The 22,242-nt window shown below is 59.6% G+C and carries 16 protein-coding genes; 3 read left to right on the top strand and 13 right to left on the bottom strand.

All coding sequences use genetic code 11. The features are described 5' to 3' along the window. Positions 1 to 36: 36 nt before the first annotated feature. The gene (locus tag RTY46_RS07225; RefSeq protein ID WP_312707480.1) at positions 37 to 600 is read right to left on the bottom strand and encodes a PadR family transcriptional regulator; all 564 of its coding nucleotides are present in this window, start codon (positions 598 to 600) and stop codon (positions 37 to 39) included. 578 nt (positions 601 to 1,178) lie between these two features. Between RTY46_RS07225 and aceE the strand changes: the two genes are divergently transcribed. Continuing rightward, on the top strand, positions 1,179 to 3,866 hold the full coding sequence (gene aceE, locus RTY46_RS07220) for a pyruvate dehydrogenase (acetyl-transferring), homodimeric type (protein ID WP_312707479.1): 2,688 nt from the start codon (positions 1,179 to 1,181) through the stop codon (positions 3,864 to 3,866). Between the two features lie 257 nt (positions 3,867 to 4,123). Here the strand turns inward: aceE and RTY46_RS07215 are convergent, their stop codons facing one another. The 11 genes from RTY46_RS07215 to RTY46_RS07165 form a co-directional block, all read right to left on the bottom strand. After that, on the bottom strand, positions 4,124 to 5,737 hold the full coding sequence (locus tag RTY46_RS07215) for an NERD domain-containing protein (protein WP_312707478.1): 1,614 nt from the start codon (positions 5,735 to 5,737) through the stop codon (positions 4,124 to 4,126). Positions 5,738 to 5,739: 2 nt separating this feature from the next. Beyond that, entirely contained in the window at positions 5,740 to 7,569 is a 1,830-nt protein-coding gene (locus RTY46_RS07210; RefSeq protein WP_312707477.1) for a DUF1998 domain-containing protein, read from the bottom strand. Then, positions 7,556 to 10,639 carry a helicase-related protein gene (locus RTY46_RS07205; RefSeq protein WP_312707476.1) on the bottom strand — a complete coding sequence of 1,028 codons (3,084 nt, stop codon included), beginning with the start codon at positions 10,637 to 10,639 and terminating at the stop codon, positions 7,556 to 7,558. The genes RTY46_RS07210 and RTY46_RS07205 overlap by 14 nt, the downstream gene beginning before the upstream one ends. Further along, positions 10,636 to 12,651, bottom strand: coding sequence for a UvrD-helicase domain-containing protein (locus RTY46_RS07200; RefSeq protein WP_312707475.1), 2,016 nt, complete (start codon positions 12,649 to 12,651; stop codon positions 10,636 to 10,638). Before RTY46_RS07200 ends, RTY46_RS07205 begins: the two co-directional genes overlap by 4 nt. Positions 12,652 to 13,231: 580 nt before the next feature. Next, positions 13,232 to 14,569, bottom strand: a complete 1,338-nt coding sequence (locus tag RTY46_RS07195) for a type II restriction endonuclease (protein WP_312707473.1) — start codon at positions 14,567 to 14,569, stop codon at positions 13,232 to 13,234. 18 nt (positions 14,570 to 14,587) lie between these two features. After that, positions 14,588 to 15,019 (bottom strand): very short patch repair endonuclease, encoded by a 432-nt coding sequence (locus tag RTY46_RS07190; protein WP_312707471.1) that lies wholly within the window; start codon positions 15,017 to 15,019, stop codon positions 14,588 to 14,590. A 2-nt stretch (positions 15,020 to 15,021) separates the two neighbouring features. Continuing rightward, a complete protein-coding gene (dcm, locus tag RTY46_RS07185; RefSeq protein WP_312707470.1) occupies positions 15,022 to 16,272 on the bottom strand; it encodes a DNA (cytosine-5-)-methyltransferase in 1,251 nt (416 codons plus the stop codon). Positions 16,273 to 16,537: 265 nt separating this feature from the next. Then, the gene (locus RTY46_RS07180; protein ID WP_312707469.1) at positions 16,538 to 17,305 is read right to left on the bottom strand and encodes a hypothetical protein; all 768 of its coding nucleotides are present in this window, start codon (positions 17,303 to 17,305) and stop codon (positions 16,538 to 16,540) included. Between the two features lie 45 nt (positions 17,306 to 17,350). Then, positions 17,351 to 17,719: a hypothetical protein gene (locus RTY46_RS07175; RefSeq protein ID WP_108767543.1), complete on the bottom strand. Its 369-nt coding sequence runs from the start codon at positions 17,717 to 17,719 to the stop codon at positions 17,351 to 17,353. A gap of 873 nt (positions 17,720 to 18,592) precedes the next feature. Continuing rightward, positions 18,593 to 19,090, bottom strand: coding sequence for a hypothetical protein (locus RTY46_RS07170; RefSeq protein WP_312707468.1), 498 nt, complete (start codon positions 19,088 to 19,090; stop codon positions 18,593 to 18,595). A 264-nt stretch (positions 19,091 to 19,354) separates the two neighbouring features. Next, complete coding sequence (locus RTY46_RS07165) at positions 19,355 to 19,570, bottom strand: hypothetical protein (protein WP_199912218.1); 216 nt, start codon at positions 19,568 to 19,570, stop codon at positions 19,355 to 19,357. A gap of 246 nt (positions 19,571 to 19,816) precedes the next feature. On the opposite strand from RTY46_RS07165, the gene RTY46_RS07160 reads away from it, so the two are divergent. Continuing rightward, on the top strand, positions 19,817 to 20,458 hold the full coding sequence (locus tag RTY46_RS07160; RefSeq protein ID WP_312707467.1) for a DUF1629 domain-containing protein: 642 nt from the start codon (positions 19,817 to 19,819) through the stop codon (positions 20,456 to 20,458). 73 nt (positions 20,459 to 20,531) lie between these two features. On the opposite strand, the gene RTY46_RS07155 is transcribed toward RTY46_RS07160, so the two are convergent. Continuing rightward, on the bottom strand, positions 20,532 to 21,398 hold the full coding sequence (locus RTY46_RS07155; RefSeq protein WP_312707466.1) for a hypothetical protein: 867 nt from the start codon (positions 21,396 to 21,398) through the stop codon (positions 20,532 to 20,534). A 249-nt stretch (positions 21,399 to 21,647) separates the two neighbouring features. Between RTY46_RS07155 and RTY46_RS07150 the strand changes: the two genes are divergently transcribed. Beyond that, positions 21,648 to 22,238: a hypothetical protein gene (locus tag RTY46_RS07150; RefSeq protein WP_312707465.1), complete on the top strand. Its 591-nt coding sequence runs from the start codon at positions 21,648 to 21,650 to the stop codon at positions 22,236 to 22,238. Positions 22,239 to 22,242: the final 4 nt, after the last annotated feature.

The following is a 22,242-nucleotide window of genomic DNA, read 5'->3' as shown; positions in this document are numbered from 1 at the left end:
CGGGGCGCGCGGCAATAGGGGAAGACCTGGCGGGCGTCAGTCTGGCTCGGTCGGGGTGATCGGCAGCGGTCCATCGCCCAGAGATCCGTTCAACAGTGCGGCGGCGTGCTGCAGGTGGGCGGCCACCTGTTCGGCCTCGCCCTCGCTCCAGCGGCCGTGGTGGCGCACCAGCGCCTGCTTGAATTCGCGCAGGGCGGCAGCCAGCGGCGGTGGCAGCGAGGCCTTGGTGATCTCGCGGGCCCGGTCGAACGCGCGACGCTGGGCCAGCCGCACCTGCGGCCGTTGCACCTTCAGTTCGAATTCGCCGGCGGCGGTGATGCGGAACACGCGGCGGCCGTCTTCTTCGTGCGGTTCCACCCAGCCGGCCTGCTCGAAGCTGGCCAGCAGCGGGTACATGGTGCCGGCACTGGGCGTGTAGGCCTGCATGAACAAGCCGCTGATGTGCTGGATCAGTTCGTAGCCGTGGCGCGGCTGTTCGCCAATCAGGGCCAGCACCAGCAGGCGCAGGTCGCCGCGGCTCAGTACGCGCGGCTGGCCATTGCGGCGGGGGACTTCAGGGGATGGGGCCGGGCGGGCCCGCAGGGTCGCGGATCGGCTCATTTCGATATATCGGTAACGAGTGTGCAAACGATATATCGATAAGACGGACCGGACAAGTCCATATTCGGGCCAAACCCATGCTGCATTCCGGCCACGGCGGCCCACAAAGAAAGAACCCACCGCGAAGCTGCGGTGGGTTCTGGGCGAAGCAGCTGCGGCGCCTGGTGGCGGGTGCCGCAGGGGAAGGGGCTGCCTGCGCGGTGCAGCTTCCTGCCACCGCGCTGGGCAATCCAGAGGCAAGGGCGACATGTTGGCGGCGGTTCATCGCCAGCGCCCGGAAGGCCCCTACAGCGGCGCAAGCCTTGCCCTACAACGGTCATGGCCAGCGGTAACACTGCGTCCTGCCGGTGCACCCAGCGGTGCAGAAGCGACAGCGAGGCAGGGGGGCTGCCGCTCGCAGGTGCCTGAAAAACCAGACTGTCCGGCGCCGGGACAGCCCGGGACAGGCCTTGCGGACACAGGCCCAACGCCTCCATACGGCAGCGTAGCGAAGTGACGAAAGCCCTTGGTGCGCTACACTTTGCGGTCTAGAAATCTATACAACAGTCGCGCGCGTGCGTGCGGTAATGGGAGCGCTAATGAACTGGTTGAACGAAGTGCTGAACAACGACACCAATCCTGTTGAAACCCAGGAGTGGATCGAGTCGTTGAAGGCCGTCATTGATGTCGAGGGCCCCGAGCGCGCGCATCAGCTGCTGGAAGGCATGGTGGAACTGACCCGTCGTTCGGGTGCGTACCTGCCGTTCTCTCCCACTACCGAATACGTGAACACCATCGAGCCGCAGCTGGAGGCCAAGAGCCCCGGCAATGCCGAGCTGGAATGGCGCATCCGTTCCATCATCCGCTGGAATGCGATGGCCACCGTGGTGCGCGCCAACCGCAAGCCGGGCGACCTGGGCGGCCACATCGCCTCGTTCGCTTCCGGTGCCACCCTGTACGACGTGGGCTTCAACCACTTCTGGCGCGCCCCCAGCGACAGCCATCCGGGCGACCTGCTGTTCATCCAGGGCCACAGCGCCCCGGGCATCTACGCGCGTTCCTTCCTGGAAGGCCGCATCAGCGAAGAGCAGCTGGACAAGTTCCGCATGGAAGTGGACGGCGGCGGTCTGTCGTCGTACCCGCACCCGTGGCTGATGCCCGATTACTGGCAGACCCCCACCGTGTCGATGGGCCTGGGCCCGCTGGCCGCCATCTACCAGGCGCAGTTCATGCGCTACCTGGAAAACCGTGGCCTGATCGAAAAGAGCGACCGCAAGGTGTGGTGCTTCATCGGCGACGGCGAGAGCGACGAGCCGGAAACCCTGGGCGCCATTGCGCTGGCCGGCCGTGAAGGCCTGGACAACCTGATCTTCGTGGTGAACTGCAACCTGCAGCGCCTGGACGGCCCGGTGCGCGGCAACGGCAAGATCATCCAGGAACTGGAAGGCGTGTTCCGTGGCGGCGGCTGGAACGTGATCAAGCTGCTGTGGGGCGGTTACTGGGATGCCCTGCTGGCCAAGGACACCGACGGTGTGCTGAAGAAGCTGATGATGGAAACCGTCGACGGCGAATACCAGAACTGCAAGGCCTTCGGTGGCGCGTATACCCGCGAACACTTCTTCGGCAAGTACCCGGAAACCGCCGCCATGGTGGCCGGTCTTTCCGACGACGACATCTGGCGCCTGAACCGTGGTGGCCACGACCCGCACAAGGTGTACGCCGCCTACCACCAGGCCGTGAACACCAAGGGCATGCCGACCGTCATCCTGGCCAAGACCGTGAAGGGTTACGGCATGGGCAGCGCCGGTGAAGCGCTGAACCCGACCCACCAGACCAAGAAGCTGGACGACGAAGCGGTGCGCCACTTCCGCGACCGCTTCAACATTCCGGTGACCGACGCGCAGCTGGCCGACGGCCAGGTGCCGTTCTACCACCCGGGCCCGGATTCGCCGGAAGTGCAGTACCTGCAGGAACGCCGTGCCGCGCTGGGTGGCTACCTGCCGCAGCGCCGCCGCAAGGCCGAAAAGAGCTTCAACGCACCGAAGCTGGAAACCTACGAGCGCCTGCTGAAGAGCAGCGGCGAGCGCAGCTATTCCACCACCATGGCCTTCGTGCAGAGCCTGAACATCACCCTGCGTGACAAGGAACTGGGCCCGCACATCGTGCCGATCGTGGCCGACGAAGCCCGTACCTTCGGCATGGAAGGCCTGTTCCGCCAGATCGGCATCTACGCGCCGTTCGGCCAGAAGTACAAGCCGGTCGACGCCGACCAGCTGATGTTCTACCGCGAAGACCAGAGCGGCCAGGTGCTGCAGCAGGGTATCAGCGAGCCGGGCGCGATCAGCTCGTGGATGGCCGCCGGTACGAGCTACTCGGTCAGCAACGTGCCGATGCTGCCGTTCTACATCTACTACAGCATGTTCGGCTTCCAGCGCGTGGGCGACATTGCCTGGCAGGCCGCCGACATGCGTACCCGCGGCTTCCTGCTGGGCGGCACCGCCGGCCGCACCACGCTGAACGGTGAAGGCCTGCAGCACGAAGATGGCTTCAGCCATCTGGTGGCCGGTGGCATTCCCAACGTGCGCAGCTACGACCCGACCTTCGGCTTCGAAGTGACGGTGATCCTGCAGCACGGCACCAAGCGCATGATGGAAGACCAGGTAGACGAGTACTACTACCTGACCCTGATGAACGAAAACTACACCCACCCGGAAATGCCGGAAGGTGCAGCCGAAGGCATCGTGAAGGGCATGTACCTGCTGACCGACGCCGGCAAGCCGAAGAAGGGCGACCTGCGCGTGCAGCTGCTGGGTTCGGGCACGATCCTGCGTGAAGTGATTGCCGCCGCCGAGCTGCTGGACAAGGACTTCGGCGTGACCGCCGATATCTGGAGCTGCCCGAGCTTCAACGAACTGCGTCGCGATGGTTTCGACGTGGAACGTGCCAACCGCCTGCACCCGGAAGGTGAGCAGCGCAAGGCCTACGTGACCGAGCTGCTGGAAGGCCGCCAGGGCCCGGCGATTGCCGCCACCGACTACGTGCGTGCGTATGCGGACCAGATCCGTGCGTTCGTGCCGATGTCGTACACCGTGCTGGGTACCGATGGTTTTGGCCGTTCGGATACCCGTGCGAACCTGCGTCGCTTCTTCGAGGTTGACCGGTACTACATCGCGCATGCCGCGATTGCGGCGCTGGCCAAGGACGGGAAGATGACGGCTAAGGATGTGGCGCGGGCGATCAAGCAGTACAAGATTGACCCGGAGAAGGCTAACCCTGTTGGGGTTTGATCTCGATTAAGCTGAAAAAGGGCAATCAGAAATGATTGCCCTTTCTCTTTGCAGGGAGTGAAGAAGGGAGATGGGTCGAATTGTAGAAGAGTACTCCAAGGGCTTTTCGGCAGTCGCATCAGCTTGAGATATGTAGCTCGGGCCCCTTGCGGAGACTGCCTATCCTTGGCGGCTCAATAGCATCTGCGGAGATTTTTCAAATTTTGTCCGGCGTTATCTTGATCATGCTGTGTGAACGATTGGTTCAATAGCAGGGTTCATTGTTCTCTTAGCCACTTAATAACTTCTGCAGGACCAGCAACCGTCAAGTGCGCACGCGCTCTCGACAACGCGACATAAGCCATTTCTGGCAAATCAGAAAGCGAGCGTGTCGCAAGCAAAATCACGAATCGACGCTCGAGTCCTTTGAAATCTCCGATCGTTGAAAGCGTTAGCCCAGCGAGGACTTGATCGCGAAGCGGAATGACGAGTTTATCCAGGATTTCAGCTTCGGGAGCAAGTACTGCAATGTCTTCGGGCAACACGGCCTCAGTGCTGACGAGCCGTCGGATTTCATCGAGTGCAACCCGCTCGAGCTTTGCATCCTCGCTACTGATCCATTGCACAAGTGCGCCAAGTGGACCATCAGCAATCAAGGCCGGGCCGCGGTAGAAACGTTGTGTCGCGTCATGAATGTTCTGGGTATTGCGCAGATTGCGGCTAAGGCGGATCGGCAGAAGTGTGTAGGCGTCAAAATGGCTGCGCAGCTCTCCATAGAGCCGCTGGTTACTATCAAAGTAGGCATGGAGGAGCGATCCTTCACTTCTGTTCGCGAGTGCATCAATCGCGACCCAGGTCGCTGGCGTGAAGTCTTGCGCTTCATCCACGACAACTGCGTCATAGGCAAGATCCGGTCTTGTCGACAGGCTGTCAAAGACAACCTCAGGCAGCTGTCCAGGGCGAGGCAGTGCGCTGTTCGCGAGAACCCCGGATTGTCTCCCAAGCCGCCGAGCTAGGTCAGAAAATGTTTCAATCTCAACACCGCTATCTCTAAGAACGTCACGGATGTGCCGTGCGAGTTGAACAGATCCGCAGGTCAGGAGAGTGCGTTTGCCAGAAGCTGAAAGCCTTCGTGCGTCTTCACACGCGAGAACGGTCTTGCCCGTTCCTGCACCACCTGATATCGCCACGCGACGCAGATCTTCGAAGGCGTTGAGGATGTGGAACTGTTGGGGAGTGAGGATCTCGATCGCTGCGTCATCATCAGCGCTTGAATAAGACAATGGCGAATGCAGCTGGATGGGTCGAGCAAGTAGGTGTTCGAGTACCCTCACGCCGTGAGGGCCGAGTGCATCCTCATTTCCACCGGATAGCCGTTGAACAATCCAAGGCACGAGTTGATCGAGCTCCTGTCGCGTTGCAAAAATCTCGCGCGGACCATCTGGTCCCACGTTCTGCGGCACTGCAGAAACGTCGGGGAATACGACCCCATGACGAAAACGGAAGAAGCCTCGCGGCCAGCCACGCTCAGCCTGTGCCTTCTTTAAAAGGGTGTGCTTACTGTCGGCAGCCTGCTTGATGGGATTCTTGATGCGGTGTCGAATGCCATAGCGATCCGTGCTGGTCCAGCGATCCTGAGCGGGGTCATAAGTGATGGCGCCACCCTTGACCTCGATGAAAAGCACGCCGTAGTCGGGGTGAGCAACAACAAAATCAGACTCGCCATCGATCTCGGAACCCGTCGATGTTTCTCCCAGCCACGGGCGCGAGTAAAAAACTACCCACGCGGAGCCTAGCTGGGCAGCCAACGCGTCATAGACGCGGACTTCTGCTGCTCGTCTCGACTCAGCTCGGATCGCGGCTGGCAGAAGCCGTGGCCACATGGTCGCCATGTTTAATCACTCTCCGACACGAGGGCGTGGAAAAATCCGAGTGACGGATCTTGGGGGGAGCCGACCAGAAGGGCGCGATCGAGGAAATTATTGAATGCCTCGCATGATGTCTCTGGCGCAAGCACGCAAGCGTGGCATGCCGCGAGCGACATGCCGTTCTCACCGACCAAAAGGTCTTCGATGCATAGTGGATCCGATGAGCACCAAGCTTGAGCCTGGATCGCGGCCTTGATTGTTCGCTCCATTCGATCCGGTGAGCCTTCTCGCTGCAGGCCGCCCAATGTGCCGTCATCGTCGGTTGTAGCCGTGTAGATGAGCAAGCCTGCCATTGAGGCCTCGCCCTGGTCGACATAAAGGCGTTCTCTGAGTGCAGTTGAAGAGTAGCCACAGTCGAGTGTGAGCTGGCGCATAAGCGCATGAGCGAGGGTGTGCACGAGCACTTGGCGGGGCGTGATCGGATTGGGTGCCACGTCCTCGCCGAAGCGCTCGCGCCAACTTGCCTTGTGACGCTCATCTAAGGCGCTAATTCGCTGGATCACCGAGTCCCGTGTCTCCCAGTGGGCAAGTGCGTCAGAACTGAGTTCAAGATAGATGCCCTCTCCACGTACTTCGATAGCGGGTAGCCAGTCCAAGCGTCGCGAAGATATCGGAGCGACGTTCGGAGAATCCGGATCTCCGGGCGGGTGAATGCGTGTAAAGCCCTTCAGAGCACTAACTTCCCTCAGTCGAACAACGCGGACGAGGTGGGAGAACCATTCTGCCACAGCTGGTGGCACCGTTTGGGGGCGCATCTCGAACTCGCGATCTGGCCCGTGGTCAGCGACGCCACTAGTAAATTGCCGATGCTCTTCGCCTCTGAGATTATCAGTGTCAATTCCCTCCTGCGAATTCAACCGAAGGTTCAGATTTTCGGTAAAAGCTTCTGGCGTCATGCCCAATTCAGCGAGAACGGGCTTCAGCTCATTCTTCGCGAGAATACGCACGAGCATCGCGCGCTCATCAGGATCTTCAACATTCATGAACTGATCCCACATCACGCCCATAGCCTCTTGAATCTGATCAGACCACGGTGGGATGCTGAGAGCTGATTCGATCACCGGGAAATAGAGGTTGGACGCACCGCGCTGAACCGCGCGAGCCTTGTGCCTACATGTTTCATCAGCGCCCGCGAGCCATGGGCGGCGGCCGCGACAGTTCGGAAAAGTCTCCCAAGTCTCCTCGGAAAAAACCCGGTCCATTGAACGACGAGCATTGCAGTTCGGGCAGCTGAGGATCAGGCCTGCAAGACCGGCGCGCTCAGACACGAGGCTGAGGAAGGTACGCCGCTGACATCCTTCATTGTGCCGGACCCATGAGTGCCATGGGAACTCATCGAGATGTCCGGCCTCGCAAGCCATCACGAAGCGAACAGGTACTACCCATACCTTCCTGCGGCCGGGCGTGCGTTGCGTACACTGCGCGCAATAGAGTCCGGGCTGTCCAGTCTCGTCAGACCACGCACGCGACTCCCCAAGGCGATTGCATTGCGGACATTGCAGCCAATTTGGGAATCGAACAGCTACGAGGGCCTTGCTATCAGATCGATCGAACTCATCGGTCGAAACTGGTGGCAGACGAAAACCCTGCACGCGAAGTTTCTTCTGCAGTCGAACTTCGAGCACGGTTTGTTCGTTTCTCATTCCCGCAGGCGGAAAATTTCTATCCCACTCTTCGAGACCAGCTGCGACTGCCGAGATCGGGGCATCACCGGCCCGGAAATCAATCACGGCGCCGGGGCCGAAGAGGGATGCAGCTGCACTGCGGCGGACCGCCCCAAGTTTATTGCGCGACATCATTGCTCCTCAAACCATTGACCAATCGGAAGGGAGTGGCGGGCTCGACGCCACGCATGGAGTTTGGAGTAGGCCAGGCTTGTCCAACTACTCGTCCAGTAGCGCGTCGCGCTGCTGCTTCTTCTGCACTCTGCATCAGCGCCGATGTGCGTGAGCCAGCTTTCTTCCAGTAAATCTCCGGCGCACGCCGGATCCAGGCATCAAGCCGCCTCTGTAGCTCGTTGCGCACATCTCCTTCATCCCCATCGATCCTGCCTGCGCGGGCGACGACAAGGTCAATCAGTTCGCGCGCGCGCTTGATAGAACCGTCCGACCACGTGGGCTCTTCGAGCATCTCTGGGATCAGATGGCGCACGAGCGCAACAAGGACCGCATGCAGTGCCCTGTCCCGAGCTCGTGATGCAAACGGCGTAGCGCTCGTAGCCTCAACGAATCTGTAGAGCATCGAGTGCCAAGTACTGAAAGTCTCGTAGTGAGAGCGGTCACGGGGTTTCGCTCCATTCAGTAGGGTTACCACGAGACCCTCGACCTTGCCGCGGCCGACGCGGCTCGTAGCCTGGATGTACTCTGCCATTGTCTTAGGCTGGCCATTCACTAGCATCAGTCCGAGGCGTGGAATGTCAACGCCAACGCTCACCATGTTCGTAGCAAGAACGACATCCACGGCGCCAGGTTTGTCCGCTGGTACCGCGAGCTTGTCAAGCATGTCGCGAATGTCTGCTTGAGTTCGGCGCGACGTCAACTCTTCGATTTCAGAAAGCTGACGGGTGCTATCACTCCGTCGAGCCGCCAAAAGTGCAAGAGTGTCAGATACGTCGTCCTGCATAAGTACCAGTGCGCCACCTAGTTCACGTAGTGAATTGAAGTAAGCCAAAAGTGTCCAGTATGGGTCTCGGTCACTCTCGCCAAGACGATTAAGCGCGCCATTCAAAAGAGAAGCAGCTACCGCTTGGAGAGTGAACTTCGCCGATCGTCCTGCAGTGGTTATTCCAACGTACCGGCGACCCGCCAGGTTGCGATCTTCCACGGCAAAGCCAGAATCCTCTGCACTCAGGCCGGGAGGGGGGAACTGGCAAGTAGCTCGATCAAACAGGGCACGGACCTGATCTTGGGCGCGCCGGATTGTCGCTGTCGAGCCGACGATTTTCGGTGGGCGGCCGTTATGCGAGAGGATGATATCAATCGCGACTTCATAGAGACCTGTTAGCGTTCCAAGTGGCCCCGAAATCAAATGTAGTTCGTCTTGAAGAATGAGTTGCGGCTGCATCGACGTTCCGACCCCGAATAGCGCGCGTGACGCTGGGTTGCGGACAATCTGAGCAAACTTATCGACCGTGCCAATCAGCATCGTTGGACGCTGCTGGTAGATGTCTTCGTCAACAGAGAAAATCGGAATTGGTGTTCCATTCAGTGCGCATCCAGAAGTGCGACATTCGGTAACTATCGAGTCTGTGTGCCGGCGTTGGACGTAATTTAGATCTTCGTTGCAGCACGGGCACTTGGTAAGCTGCCGAGCTTGAGGCTTGAAACTGTCTCCCTTGTTATCAAATGCGTCCTTACGCGTGTTTGGTGTGGCGTCGCCGCCAACCCATAGCCCAAGCGAGAATGGAGTTGTTCCCAATTGGTGCTTCCTGCCTGAGGCCACAGTGCCGCGGCGGATCGCCTCGCAGGCGCAGATTGTGGCAGCCGCACGGATGAACTGCTGCGTAGTCAGTAGCCGCAGCGTGTAGCGCATGATGCATGCTACACCGTCGCCATCCTGAGGCTTCGCACCTGCAAGGCGGCGATGAAAAGCCACCATGGCCACTAGACCGAGATATGCTTCAGTCTTGCCGCCGCCAGTTGGGAACCAAAGGAGGTCCATTACACCGCGGTCCGGATGCTGGGAGTCTAGTGTTGACTCCATCGAAAGAAGCAGAAAGCCGAGCTGGAATGGACGCCAGATCAAGGAGGATCCGCTCCAGACTCGCTGGGTTTCCATCGCGAGATTGGCAAGGCGGAACGCTTCAGCCATTGCGTGATCAGTAGCTAGCCTATTCACGCCGCGACGCATCCGATCAAGCGCTAGCTGAATTTCGGCAAGATGAGAGTTTGCTGTTACCAGGAGGTGGTTCGGAATGCCCTCCAGTGTCATGCGCTGATCTTCCAACCAATCGGCATATGCATCACATATGCTGCCAAGATGCTTGATCAATTCATCATCGGTACTGTCGGCCAGCGTTGCTGCCGCAAGCGAGCCGGAATCAGCGAGCTTGGCAAAGTGGTGTGCCCCGTCGGGACTCACCGCTCTTGCTGTGGCCTGAGGCATCCAAGTTGTTTGTACGGCATCGATCTCTTGCCCCTCGGCGTCAATGCTCCATCGAGCGGAGCACGTGTGGCCGGTGGCGTACTCGCGCGAATGACGAAATAGGAGGGCATTGGAGCGATCGTCAGCATCGATCGCCGTTTTCCGGCTTGGGCGTGTGATGAGGCGGGACTCGGCAGCAGCCCGAACAGTCAAGCCTGTTTGGAATAACGTTGCAACCTCGATTGCGTCCCTGCTTCGTTCAGGCAAGGAGCCATTTACCAATGTGATCGTAGCCAGTACTCCAGCCTCAAACGCTATAACCCTCACATTCAGTCGGACACCATTGATGCCGGCAATGGGTACCGGGAAGTCATGGCTGCCGGGAGTCAGGACAATGTCTTGGAGTGGCACGTGGCAAGGCGTGCGAACCCATCGGTTTGTCTGATTTGGATGCGGCTGATAGCGAGCACATGCAACTTCCACGACAACCCGTGGCGCGTCCGCGCTATCCGACGCGCAAGCGAATGATAATCCGGCCGTTGAAGGGCGCCGCATCCGGGACGCGGCGGGCTGGGAAGCCGCGTCAGTCTCTTCATTACTGTCTCCATCTCCGCCTGCGACTGCGAGGCGCTCGTCCTGCTCCGGTGGTAGGACAGTGTTCTGAGGCCAGAGAATACCAGTGAGATAGACGTCCGATGGTCTAGCATCGATGATTTCGTCGTTAGCTAGCGGGCCGATCAGATCGATAGCAAGCTGGTCGACAAGAGTATCGCGAACGGTCATTGACGGGGCCTCGGTATAGCAATTGAGAGGGAGCTGAGGAGGGGGGCAAATAGAAAGCCGCTCGATTTCCACGGTTCAAGCATGCTTTCCGAGTAACTGCTGTCCGGCGCAACAACCATTGATCGAATGCCGATTGACCGACAAGCACCAAGCCAACCAATACGCTTTTGTATTTTCCATGAAATAAGATTGATATCGGACTTGAAACGCTCGCTCAGTCCAGCCAAGCGCTGCTCTCCATCATTCAATACGTACTGCCAGCCTGCGCTCTCCTGGGCGCGCAGGACCATGCGTTGTCGAAGCGATTGGGACGCCCAAGCTGACTGCGCAGCCATCGCGTCGTCTTGACGCGAGAAGAATGGTCGCCCTACAAGTCCCGGAGGATCAATGTCGTAGGGTCTGCCAACCTCCACCTGAATTGACTGTCCGGTGTTGCGCCACAAGCGGTCATTTGTGACTCTGCAGCTCGGCCCGTTGGTCGTACCAACGAGCAACCGCTCACGTGGTCTGGTAGCGCCGACAAGCATTACGCGAGACTCTTCACCCGTGTCATCTATTGCTAACCGCTCTTGCAGATAGAGATAAACAGTCGGCGCCTCGCGCCCTTTGCTTGCATGAATAGTTCCAAGAATTGGCCCTGAGGTACCAAACTCTGGCGTGCAGAAAATCATCGGCGGATTGGTGCGGGCAAGGACTTTGCGCAGCATATGTAGATCGACCGTCACTGCAGATTCGCCGGCTACTTCCACGCAGCGGCTCCATGCCTCAGCGCAATTGATGGGCGCCTGTATTCCACGTTCGTGCCAGCGTCTCTCGAACTCATCACGTGATATTCGCCGATGTACATAGTCCCAGAACAGGTGCGCAACCCACGCTCGCACGCAGATGGGCATGTTTGAAAGCCGCAGGCGATGCGGGGTCGTTCCAGCATGACTGGATGCGATAAGTACGTCCAAGCGATTGCGCATTAGCACTAACGAATCGCTCGAGACCATCGAAAGATCAAGTTTTCCTACGTCCCCAACATCCTCATGTGCCAAGCGCCGGATCTCGCTCTGGACATGCCTTTCGATGTCTGGCCTCCGGCTATCCAGTACTGTGCGACGAAGATCAGTGAAAATTGCAAGAAGATTGGGGTCGTTGGTGCGATGAACTTTTGTCAGGTAAAGCTGCCGAAATCCGCGCTTCACTAGTTCGTCGAGGAAGTTGGTGCATCTGCCCTCTTGGTTAAGCTCAGCGAAGCCGTAGATTGCCTGTGCGCGATCAGCGAATACGGTGATGCCACTCTCCGGATCGAGAGCGTCAATCATCGCAAGGATTAGATCGGCACGAGCTCCAACAATGTCTTGAGCTTCATCGATGATCAGATGCTCTATGCGGACGAGATCGTCACGAACATCAGGATCATCCAGCACAAGGCGGTGCGCGGCATTGATGTTGTCTTCATAGCTTCCCGTAAGACGGGCATTCTTCGTAAATCCTGATTGGACAGCCCACGCGAATGCATCGAGTGTAATGATTCGAATGCTGGCAGAGTCAGCTGGATCTTCAAGTGCTCTAGCGATGCGGTTGCGGATCTCTACGACTGCAGTGCGGGTGAAGCTGATCAGACTGATTCGAGAGGCTGGAATTCCGCTGTTCACCATAGATGCGACGCGCGCGCACGCGGCGTGCGTCTTTCCTGTTCCTGGACCTGCATCAACAATGAGGCGTGCGCTCGGCGGCTCAGTGATAGGGTCGTCCTGCCAGGTGGCTTCGCCAGCAGCACGATTCTCCTGTTCCTGCGCAGAGGCAGCCGGTGCCGCTACGGGGCCGGGATTGCCTGTTTTGCTTTCTGCCTCTGTGTGCTCACTGATTTCGGGAATGCCTACCTCGATTACGCCATCAGCGAGTGGCCATAATTTCCCTCTAAAGCTGATTGCTGGCGCCCCCCCCAACTCCAGTAGCGGCCTGCATATTGTGGCAATAGTTTTGCCAAGTCGCTTTACCCGGACCTCTACTTCCTCTGTCACGCCGCCTCCCTGTAGCGCCAGCCTAAGTCTGCTGTATTGATGTATCACTCTTCACAGAGGGGCGCTCATGGCAATTCACCTCATTTCAGTGGATTTTGATCCAATTTCATTTGAGATTTCAAGGGGGCATGTTAGGCAATTAGTCGCAGCGGTCTCCTGAGGGCGCGGGTTGTCGGCGATTGAAGTGATACAGCCCATGCTGCTACGGCGCGGTCAAATATTAGGGTCGTCCGGGGACTTGCCGCTGCCGCGTTCTGCGCTAAATGACCTTAAGGATCGGTACGGAGTAATACCGCGTAGTTCTGCGCCTGAGTTTCTTCGGCATGGCTTCGTAGCTCGGTTCTCGGCAAAAAAGTACCGCATGAGTGCCAAGCTTGTAGCTCGCTGAACGCGCGAGTGAAGTTGAAGTGGCGCGGTTGGGCTGTTGGAGCATAGCTCTGGTCAGCTTTGGCAGAGCTAATTTTTGGCGAAACGGTGGTCAATGACTAACTGCCAATCATCCCCCGTGAGTATGACAGTCGATGTGGGGCTCATTAAATATGTGGCGGCTTCGTCGCCACGCGTGACTCTGTGCGCAGGCTTAGTCCACCAAAAGGAGGGATGGCCGCTTGCGCGCCAACTCTTCGTCGAAGAACTCCCGGAAGGAAATCACGTTTGTGTCGTTGTAGTAGAGAGACTCATTGTTCTTCGTCTTCAGCGACTCGGGAACTACCAGCGTAATCTCTGCCTTCTGCAGATCTGCAAGCGCTTCCTTTGATACCCGGTCATCCACTGTCGCAAGGAAAATTGCACAGTTGAAGCGTTCGTGGGTGATCTGCTTCCAGCGCTCGCGTAGAGTTGTCTTGGCCGAAAGAATGGCCGCGTCTTCATATCGCCTTTGTGTGTCCAAGGCAACCGTTGCCTGGTCAGGTAGGACGAAGTCTGGGCGTCGCTGACCAAGAATTGCCTGCGCCTCGAATCTAACTCCGCCAGCCTGCAACATGGCTGCCAGATGGGACTCAAACGACTTGCCGGCGCGGCTCTTTCTCTGTTGGCTTGCGGATAGAAAAAGGGCGTTCAACGACGCAAACCCGCGCACAGCGGCCGTGGCAGTTCGATCATGCTCAGCCAGGACTTTGGAGACCTCGACAGCCCTCATGCGAAGCTCGTGTTTACGGTAGATCGCAAACTCAATATCCCTGCTCACGCGCATCAGAGCGTCACCAGGCTTCTTGATTTCCCATGGATTGAACGTCCGTGATCTCACTGATTCAAGGAAGTCTGCTCTCGCCTCGTCAGCCAGTACGTCCGGATCCGGCATTCTGGAGTACTTGGCAGCAAGTGCCTCGATGGAGCCAGTACGAAGTGCGGCGTCGATTTCGCTGATCAGTTCGGCAGCCTCATCGGAATCGATGGCCGCGGCCCGCTTGAACTTTGATGGACTGAAGAGCTCGAAGTGGAAGGTCGATTGGATATCCAAGCGACTCTCAAGCAACTCCGCTTCAGTAGATGCTGAGTCGATCACGATGAACCAGTGATATGCGCTCCCTTCTGCCTGCAAGAGCGACCCGGCCAACAGCCAGGATGCGGGATTCAGATCAGCAAAGAGCTCTGCAGGAATTCTCGTGAAGTGGCATTCAGAACGCTTGTTGCTGAAGTACTTGATCCCGGAATCAGTCCTTACTTCCCCGGTTTGGGGCCAGAAGGAGGGGCAGTTGGCCTCAAGGATATGAGGCTTGTCTTCCCGGGCATGAAGCTCTGGAAAAAAACCGGACTCGCGGATGTCGCGAGGTACGTAGAAGCCTGACTGATGACCTCCACCCTCATTTGCCCACGACGCATCATTGAACGACAGCTTCTTCAGGAAGAGCTTGTCGCTGCGACCGACAAATGACTCAACCAGCGACCATTGATCTGAGTACCGTTCCAGAAAATCCATCTCCACTCCCGTTCTCCTTCAGTGGGAAGCCTGCCGTAGGATTTCGGCCAACTGATCCAGAAATGAAGCCTGCTCACTGGCGGTCTTGCCGCGTAGGGAGCACTCCCATACGGTCAGTACCCGCCAGTTCATGGCTTCAAGCTCAGAGGTAACGCGGTGGTCTCGCGCTCTGTTCCTGCCAATCTTATCTGCCCAGAACTCCGGGCGCGTCTTGGGCAGTCGATACAGCGGGCAATCATGCCCGTGCCAGAAGCATCCATGCACGAACACCACGGTCCGATACTTCGGCAGCACGATGTCGGGCCTGCCAGGCAGCTTTGCACCACCCAGCCGATACCTTAGCCCCCGGGCATGGAGGCCCTTGCGGACAAGGACCTCCAGCTTGGTGTTCGAACCGCGGATCCGCGACATCTGCGCGGATCGCTGCTCCGGGGTGAGGCTGTCTACCAAAGTCAGGCCTTGGCCTTCTTCTTCGCCGGCTTGGTCGGCTCGGAAGCGGCTTCCTGGACGAGATGGGGCGTCATGATCCGCGCCACCTCTCCAATCATCGGGACGACCACGGAATTGCCGAACTGCTTGTAGGCGCGGGTGTCCGAAACCGGGATCCGGAAATTGTCATCGAACCCCATCAGGCGCGCACATTCGCGGGGCGTCAGCCTGCGGGGATTCTTCTTCGCCCCCTGAGAGATAAGGATTTCCGAGCCGTCCTTGTAATAGCGCGCGGACAGCGTGCGGCAGGTACTTTCGGGCGTCACCAGGCCGAAGCCGAAGCCATTGCCCTTGTCGCGGTGCTTGGCTGCATAGTTCTGCAGGTACTCCCACAGCTTGTCCGACAGCGTGTACTTGTCCAGCACCTTGCCCTTTGCCCCGCCGATGTAGGGCTGATCCTCGCCCTCACTGCCATCCTGCTTGTGCAGGACCGAGCCCATACGGGGCGAGATGCCGAAGTCAGGCAGCTGCAGGTCGTCCCAGTTGAAGGCGGTCTCTTCGCGGAAGCCCACGATGATGATTCGCTCACGGTGCTGGGGGCCGAAGTGCTTGCCGTTGATGACCTTGGCGTGCACGTGGTACCCAAGCTCATTCTTCAGCACGTCCATGATGGTCGAGAAGGTTCGACCCTTGTCGTGGCTCATCAGATTCTTCACGTTCTCCAGCAGGAAAGCGCGAGGACGCTTGGCATCGATGATGCGTGCCACGTCAAAGAACAACGTGCCCTGAGTCTTGTCCGAGAAACCATGCGGACGACCGAGAGAGTTCTTCTTGGACACACCCGCGATGGAGAACGGCTGGCAGGGGAAGCCCGCCAAGAGCACGTCGTGATCCGGCACGTCGTTCTCATGGACCTTGGTGATGTCCGAAGCGAAGAGGTGATCGGGGCCGTCGTGAAAATTGGCCTTGTAGGTTTTGACCGCGTAGGGGTCCCACTCGCTGGTGAATACGCAGCGGCCGCCTTGCTTCTCGAAAGCTGTACGGATGCCGCCGATGCCGGCGAAGAGATCGATGAACCGGAATTTGCCCTCGCCCGATGGCGGCTCACCGAAAGGCAGCAGGCGCTGACGAATGGCGTCTGCGATGTAGGGCTTGGGTTCGGTTTCACGCAGCTGCCAGCGGCGGACCGTCTTCGGATCAACTCCCAGTGCCTGGGCGACCTCCTTGGGGCTGAAGCGCTGGAGGGAGAGGTCGATCAGTTCGTACGCGTTCATGGGTGCTCCGGGAATTCGGGGGACAGTATGTCCAATTTCTTCCCGTGGGAGAAGTGGGGCAATCGGAATTCACCTCTGGGTGGCGTAGGACTGGGCCGGTGCGACCCTTCGGGTTCTTTGCTGCGCGAGCGATGTGATCGTTTCAGGCTCCTGTCGCATATCCTGCGACCGCAAGGTTGTCAGACCCTGCTGGGCGAGCGCGGCATTGCGGCGTCTGCTCCTCACGATGAACACGTTCGCCATGAGCGGCAATTCATGCGCGGGATCAGCGCACCTTCCGGTGACCGCGCATCAGTTCGCGGGTGCTCGCTTCCACTCGCTGCCATTCGATCAGAAGCACCCGCGCGTAGCTCATCTCCACAGCCACGCCATCCGCCACATCCACCATCGAATGCCGGCACATCGCCACCCGGTCCCCACTAGACCGAACAAGCTTCCCACCCTCGATCATCACCCCATCCGGCATGTACTCCCACGGGTCGCAGCTGATGAACGTCCTCACCCGTCCAGCCCCGTCCCGCACCACATACCAATCCGGCGCCGTCTCCCACGTATCCCGCGCCACCCACGACCGATCCACCGCATAAGGCGTCAGCCCCCAGCGCGGCGTCAGCGCCACGCGCTCGCTCAGATCCTGCGCCAGGTAATCCGCCGCCGCCGCGCCACCCACATACCGCAGCTCAATCGAGACCTGCCGGTACCCATCCTCCACCGACCGCACCGGATGATCCCCCGGCGGCGCGGCATCGAAATCCGGCCAGAACACCGCCAGCATCACGCCGCCACCGGCAAACGGGCCGATCTGGTTGTAGTAGAGATTGGCCGGGAACATGAAACGGTGCGGGCCCAGGTTGGCCTCCACCGGCTGCGCCGTGTAGGTGCGGCCGCCCACGGTGCGGGGGCTGTTGGTGCCTTTGAGCGTGGCGACGATGTCGTCATCCAACGCCGTGGATGGCGGCCGCGCGCAGCCGCTGGCAGCCAGTACGGCCACCAGCGCGGCGCAGGCCAACCGGCGTGCGGGTGTGCTGGTCATGGTGAAACTCCTTGCGCGTGATCGAGGGGATGCCGGGGCAGGGGCCTACCGCTGCCCCTGCACCCGCTCGCTGGCCATCACCGTCAGCGACAGCACCGCCATCAGCAGGCCCTCCATCTGCCGGTCGCCCAGACGCTGCTCGGGCGCGCCGTTCTGCCGCGTGCGCTCCTCGGCCAAGGCCATCTCGGCCACGGCGCGCAGGCCGCCCAGGGTGCAGTCGGCGTCGGCCAGCTGCATGCGTCGGCCGAGGCTCAGGTTGCGCTCGTGCCATGGCTGGCCATCGGCGCCGGCGCCTGCCGCAATGCGGCGCAGGGTAGCGACAAACCCGTTGGGATCGGTCGCGGGATCATCCTCGTGATCGGCGTTGGCCGGATCGCGCTGGGTGTGCAGATCAGGGAGTTTCGTTGCGCTCATGGCAGTGCTCCGTGCAGGAAGACAGCAGCCACCGATGAAGGTGGCGGACGATGCGTGGTTCGAAAGCCGGTCTATAGCGAAGCCGGTGGGTCCGAAGACCCCCACGCACCGCCCGCCATGGAACGCGAACGGATTGCCAGCCGGCGCCACGCAGAGGTGACGCCGGCTGACAAGCGTAAACACATCGCTATAGAACGGGCTTTCGACACCCGCGCCACCCGTGTCAGGTGGCAATGCCAAGGTGTACTCGCACGGTTGCGAGATGCCAAGAAACCGTAGCCCTGAGAGGCCGCAAGTGTTGACGCTTACGGCATTGTTGCATGCAGGCCCCAGCGCAGATCCTTTGTGCTAACGCGGTTTCGGCCGGTGTTAAGTTACCGCCCGGACGCGCCTGCAAATTCACGGTTTGCAGCAGCGCATAGTTCCGATTGCGACAGTCCACTTGTGTCGCAGATGCCGGAAGTGTGCCGATTGCGTCACCGCTTAACTGTGCAGGACCAGTCTCGACACCGGCCACAGCTAGGGCTTGCGGGCCAGGTCGCAGTCATTGCCGTAGGCCATCGCCGCCTCGCGCGGTGGCAAGTCGGCGTAGAGGGTAAGCGCGTGCTCATCCATGTCGGCGTCCGATTGGTCGATGGAGAACAGGTAGCGCAGCTCGCGGTCGAAGGCCTGCAGCTATTCGGTTTCGATTGGAGTCATGATCATCCTTCTGGGGGCAACAGAGGATGGCGTGGTGGCTTTTCAGAAGCTGGTAAAGGCTGAAAGCCATATCGGCGTTCCAGAGGCTCAGTGCTCAAGGCAATGCATCTGATGGAACGCGAGCTCAACCTATCCGCTCATCCGGTGCATCTTCCGTACTGCATTCCAATCCGTTCAATCGCGTCCTCCTCCAAACCTGACCGCATAAGCACAGATTCTGGCATTGGGCCCTTCCTCGGCTCGATACGTTAAGAGGCTGGTATGCATGTTCTGCTTGCCGTCCCTGCTGGATCGCCAGTACGGCCTCACACCCCCTCGCTGGAACGGGGCTTCCCCACCGGTTCTGTATCCGAGGCTTTCGAGCGCTCGACCTGCGCTTTCTGCATCCCAGTAGCACACCCCGTCCGGGGCTTCAGTTACCGGCGGCTTGCCCCGCTGATAGAAGGTCACCTCGTGGTGGGGAAAATCACGCGCCGACTCGACCGAAAAGTACGATGCGCCATAGTTGTAGCCTTCTGCCGTAACAAGGTCTCTGGCGTAGGTCCTGATACTGACCTTCTTGTCTTGTAGCAGAGTGAAGCCGATTGCGGCGCCGAACTTTTCCGGGCTGATATCCCCCCGCGACCTGAGTGAATCTGCGTAGGAGAGAATGCGCTTCTGCAGCTCGGTCATCGGGATACCGGACTGATGATGATCTGGTGCTGAGCTACCTTTTTCACTGACAGGCGCATCCGGTTGAGGTGCGCACCCGACCGCCAGTGCTGACACAGCCAAGAGCCAGCAGGCGGCGGGAGAAAGGGCAGATAGTCCTCGGCGGTTCCCGATCATCAGCAACTCCATTGCGGCATTAAGACCACTCTACGGGCTGCGGCGTGAGGAGCCCAGAATGTTGGCTTGCCTCGGTTCGAACTACCCGCGGGTTCCCACCTTCGCGACTCAGCTGTGCAGCACCAATCCCGGCATCGGCCACAGCAATGGCGTCCGGGCCAGATCGTAGTCATTGCCGTAGGCCATCGCCGCCTCGCGCGGCTCCAGATCGGCATAGCAACTCAGCAGGTAGGCATCCATGCCGGCCTCGCGGTGGTTGGTGGCAAACAGGCTCAGCAGGGCGTGATCAAATTCTTCCAGCCACTCGGCGTCGATCGGGGTCATGGTCATCCTCCTTGGGGGAGGGGAGGATGACGTGGCGGTGTCTCATGCGCTGGGACGGGGGCTGGCAAGCTCCGAACGTTGCTCGCGCCGATGTGTGGCAGAGCGCAAGGTTCTGACTGTTCCTAAGGACACCGTGAGGCATCAGTGGCAAAGTCGGCTACGGCACATGATTCTGAAAAGCCGTTGCGCAGCGCGAACCACAGCGCAGGAAATAAACTGGGTTGGGTATGAACAAGAGGGATCACCATGGGCGGAGCAAATCAACCCAGGAAAGGCGAGTTCTATCTTCTAAAGCCCGATGTTCTGAGCGGTGGCCGCGGGCATGGCGTAGTGCTCGACAACTCGCGATCCGTACCGCTGCCAGTCTGCCTTGACTCAACCTCAGAGAGAGCGGGGTTGGCTTCCATGAAGGAGCTTCCACGCCTCCGCTATGACAACAGTGTTGGCGACTTTCCTGGTGACCTGGAGAGTGGGTTCAGGGGCTACTGGCTTGTCTCGCAGCCGCTGAAGGATGTACTTGAATCCGTTGATCGCGCGGGATTCTCCTTCCTGAAATGCGAATTTGCTCTTGAAGATGGATCGGCCGCCCCGCCCCATTACCTGTGTGAAGTCACCAGGATGTTGGACGCCATTGATGAGGCAGCATCCACGGTGAACGTGCTCACAGAGGGCTATCCGCGCGGAAAGTTCTACAGCACTGTCGGTGGTGCGCGCTTTGCGATCAAGAAGGACACGGTGGGAGAGGCCCATGTCTTTCGAACGCCCTATGCCGCAGACGTGTTCTGTGATCGTGTTCTGCGCGACGCACTCATCCAAGCCGGATTCGCCAGGTCGCTAGCAACGCGTGGTGTCTGCTTGATAGATGCAGCCGATGTTTCACTGAGTTGATGTGTCGACCAACCGACTTCAAATGCCTGTCGAAGGCTGGTCAGTCCACTCATGGCTCTTCCTTGAATACAAACTACGACGTCACCCTGTGATTCCGCAGCAACCCGCGAACCGCTGATTCGAGACGCTGCCAGTCGCGCAGCATCACGCGTGCATAGCCCATCTCAATGGTGATGTTGTCGTCCATGTCCACCATGGAGTGGTGGCACAGTGCGACCCGCTTGGCACCTGTAGATACCAGTGCGCGGCCTTGCACCGACAACCCGTCGGGCACCCGATCGGCTGGGTCGCAACTGATGAAGGTGGTCAGCCTTCCATCGGTCGAGCGCGCGACATACCAATCGGGCTCCAGCGCCGGGTTACGCCGATAAGGCACGCCAAGTTCAGCCTCCGAATCCTTCACGTAGGCATCCATCAGTGCGGGGTTGATTGCATAGGGCGTCAGGCCCCAGCGCTCGGCCTGGGCGTCCCGCAACTCCAGACGCTGGGCCGGGTTGCGGCTGCGCAGGGAACCCGCTTCGGCCGTGGCATCGTTGCTGGAGCGTCGGCCAAGGTAGTCAGCGATCGGCACGCGATCCAGGTAGTTCAACTCGATCAGCACCTGCCGCTGACTGTCCTCTACCGACCGAACCGGGCGGTTGCCCGGTGGCGCGGCATCGAAGTCAGGCCAGAACACGGTCAGCATCACCCCGCCATCGGGGTGCGGGCCGATCTGGTCGTAATACATGTTGGCCGGGAACATGAAACGATGGGGGCCCAGCCTGGCCTCTACCGGCTGCGTCGTGTAGGTGTGACCGCCAACGGTACGTGAGCTCGATGCGTCTTGAGATAGGATGCCGTCGAAATCCTTTTCCGTGGATGGGGCCTTGGCACAGGCGGTGGCGCCGAGCGCGGCCACCAGCGCGGCGCAGGCAAGCCGGCGAACCGGTACGTTGCTCATGGGCGAGTTCCTTGCGCTCGATCGTGACCATTATGGAGAGTGCTTGGCTCCATTGCGACCAGGCAGGTGCGGCGGGCGTCTGGATCTCCCTGCATGCGGGAATGCACTGTCGAAAATAGCGCAACCATTCTTCACCGAGGTGTATAAGAGATCGTCAGGCATTGCCCTGGTAGTCATTTGATGCAGCAACGAGGGACCGCAATGCTTCCACAAGGAAGAACACTGCTCTGCGTGGCCATGACCGTGTGCATGGCATTCGTCGCCGGTTGCCAGTCCGAATCCCGGCCCCAAGCGGAAGCCCATTCAGCAGCGGCCCGGTTGGACCAGGCGCCGCTGGTCAGACCGTTCCCGCTGGTGGCAATGGATAGCCCAATGGTGGTCGAATTCACGTTGCTACCCCCTGGGAACAGTGGGTCATCCACCTTGTTCCTCGGCATTCGTGTGCGCGGAGAGGATGGACTGAAGTCCCTCGATGCCGCTAGCGAAGTGCGCGCCCTCGGGCTGCCTGCCCAGTTGAAACTGGAGCGTCTGGACGGGCAGCAGTCCACGGTGGTTCCGTTGGTGCGAGTGGAGTCGGTGGCAGGTGGTCCAGCCAGGATTGAGCCTATCGGGCCAACGGGCAACGTCGCCGGCGGCTGGTTGGATAACGTCGATCATCAGTCTCTGCAATCTGCGGGATTGCAGCCCGCTGGCAGCCACTACACACAGGTGGGATTGGCGTGGGCCCAAGGACAAGCGCCCGGAAGGTACCGGTTGACTATCCAGCTGCTTGCGCCCGACGGGAGATTGTCATCGACGCCTTCTGAGCTGCTGGTGGCCTATGTAAACAAGTCGAAGTAGGGGG

It is taken from the genome of Stenotrophomonas sp. (assembly GCF_032056425.1).
GTDB lineage: Bacteria > Pseudomonadota > Gammaproteobacteria > Xanthomonadales > Xanthomonadaceae > Stenotrophomonas.
The sequence above is the reverse complement of the archived record's forward strand: the minus strand, read 5'-3'. Positions and strand labels throughout refer to the sequence as shown.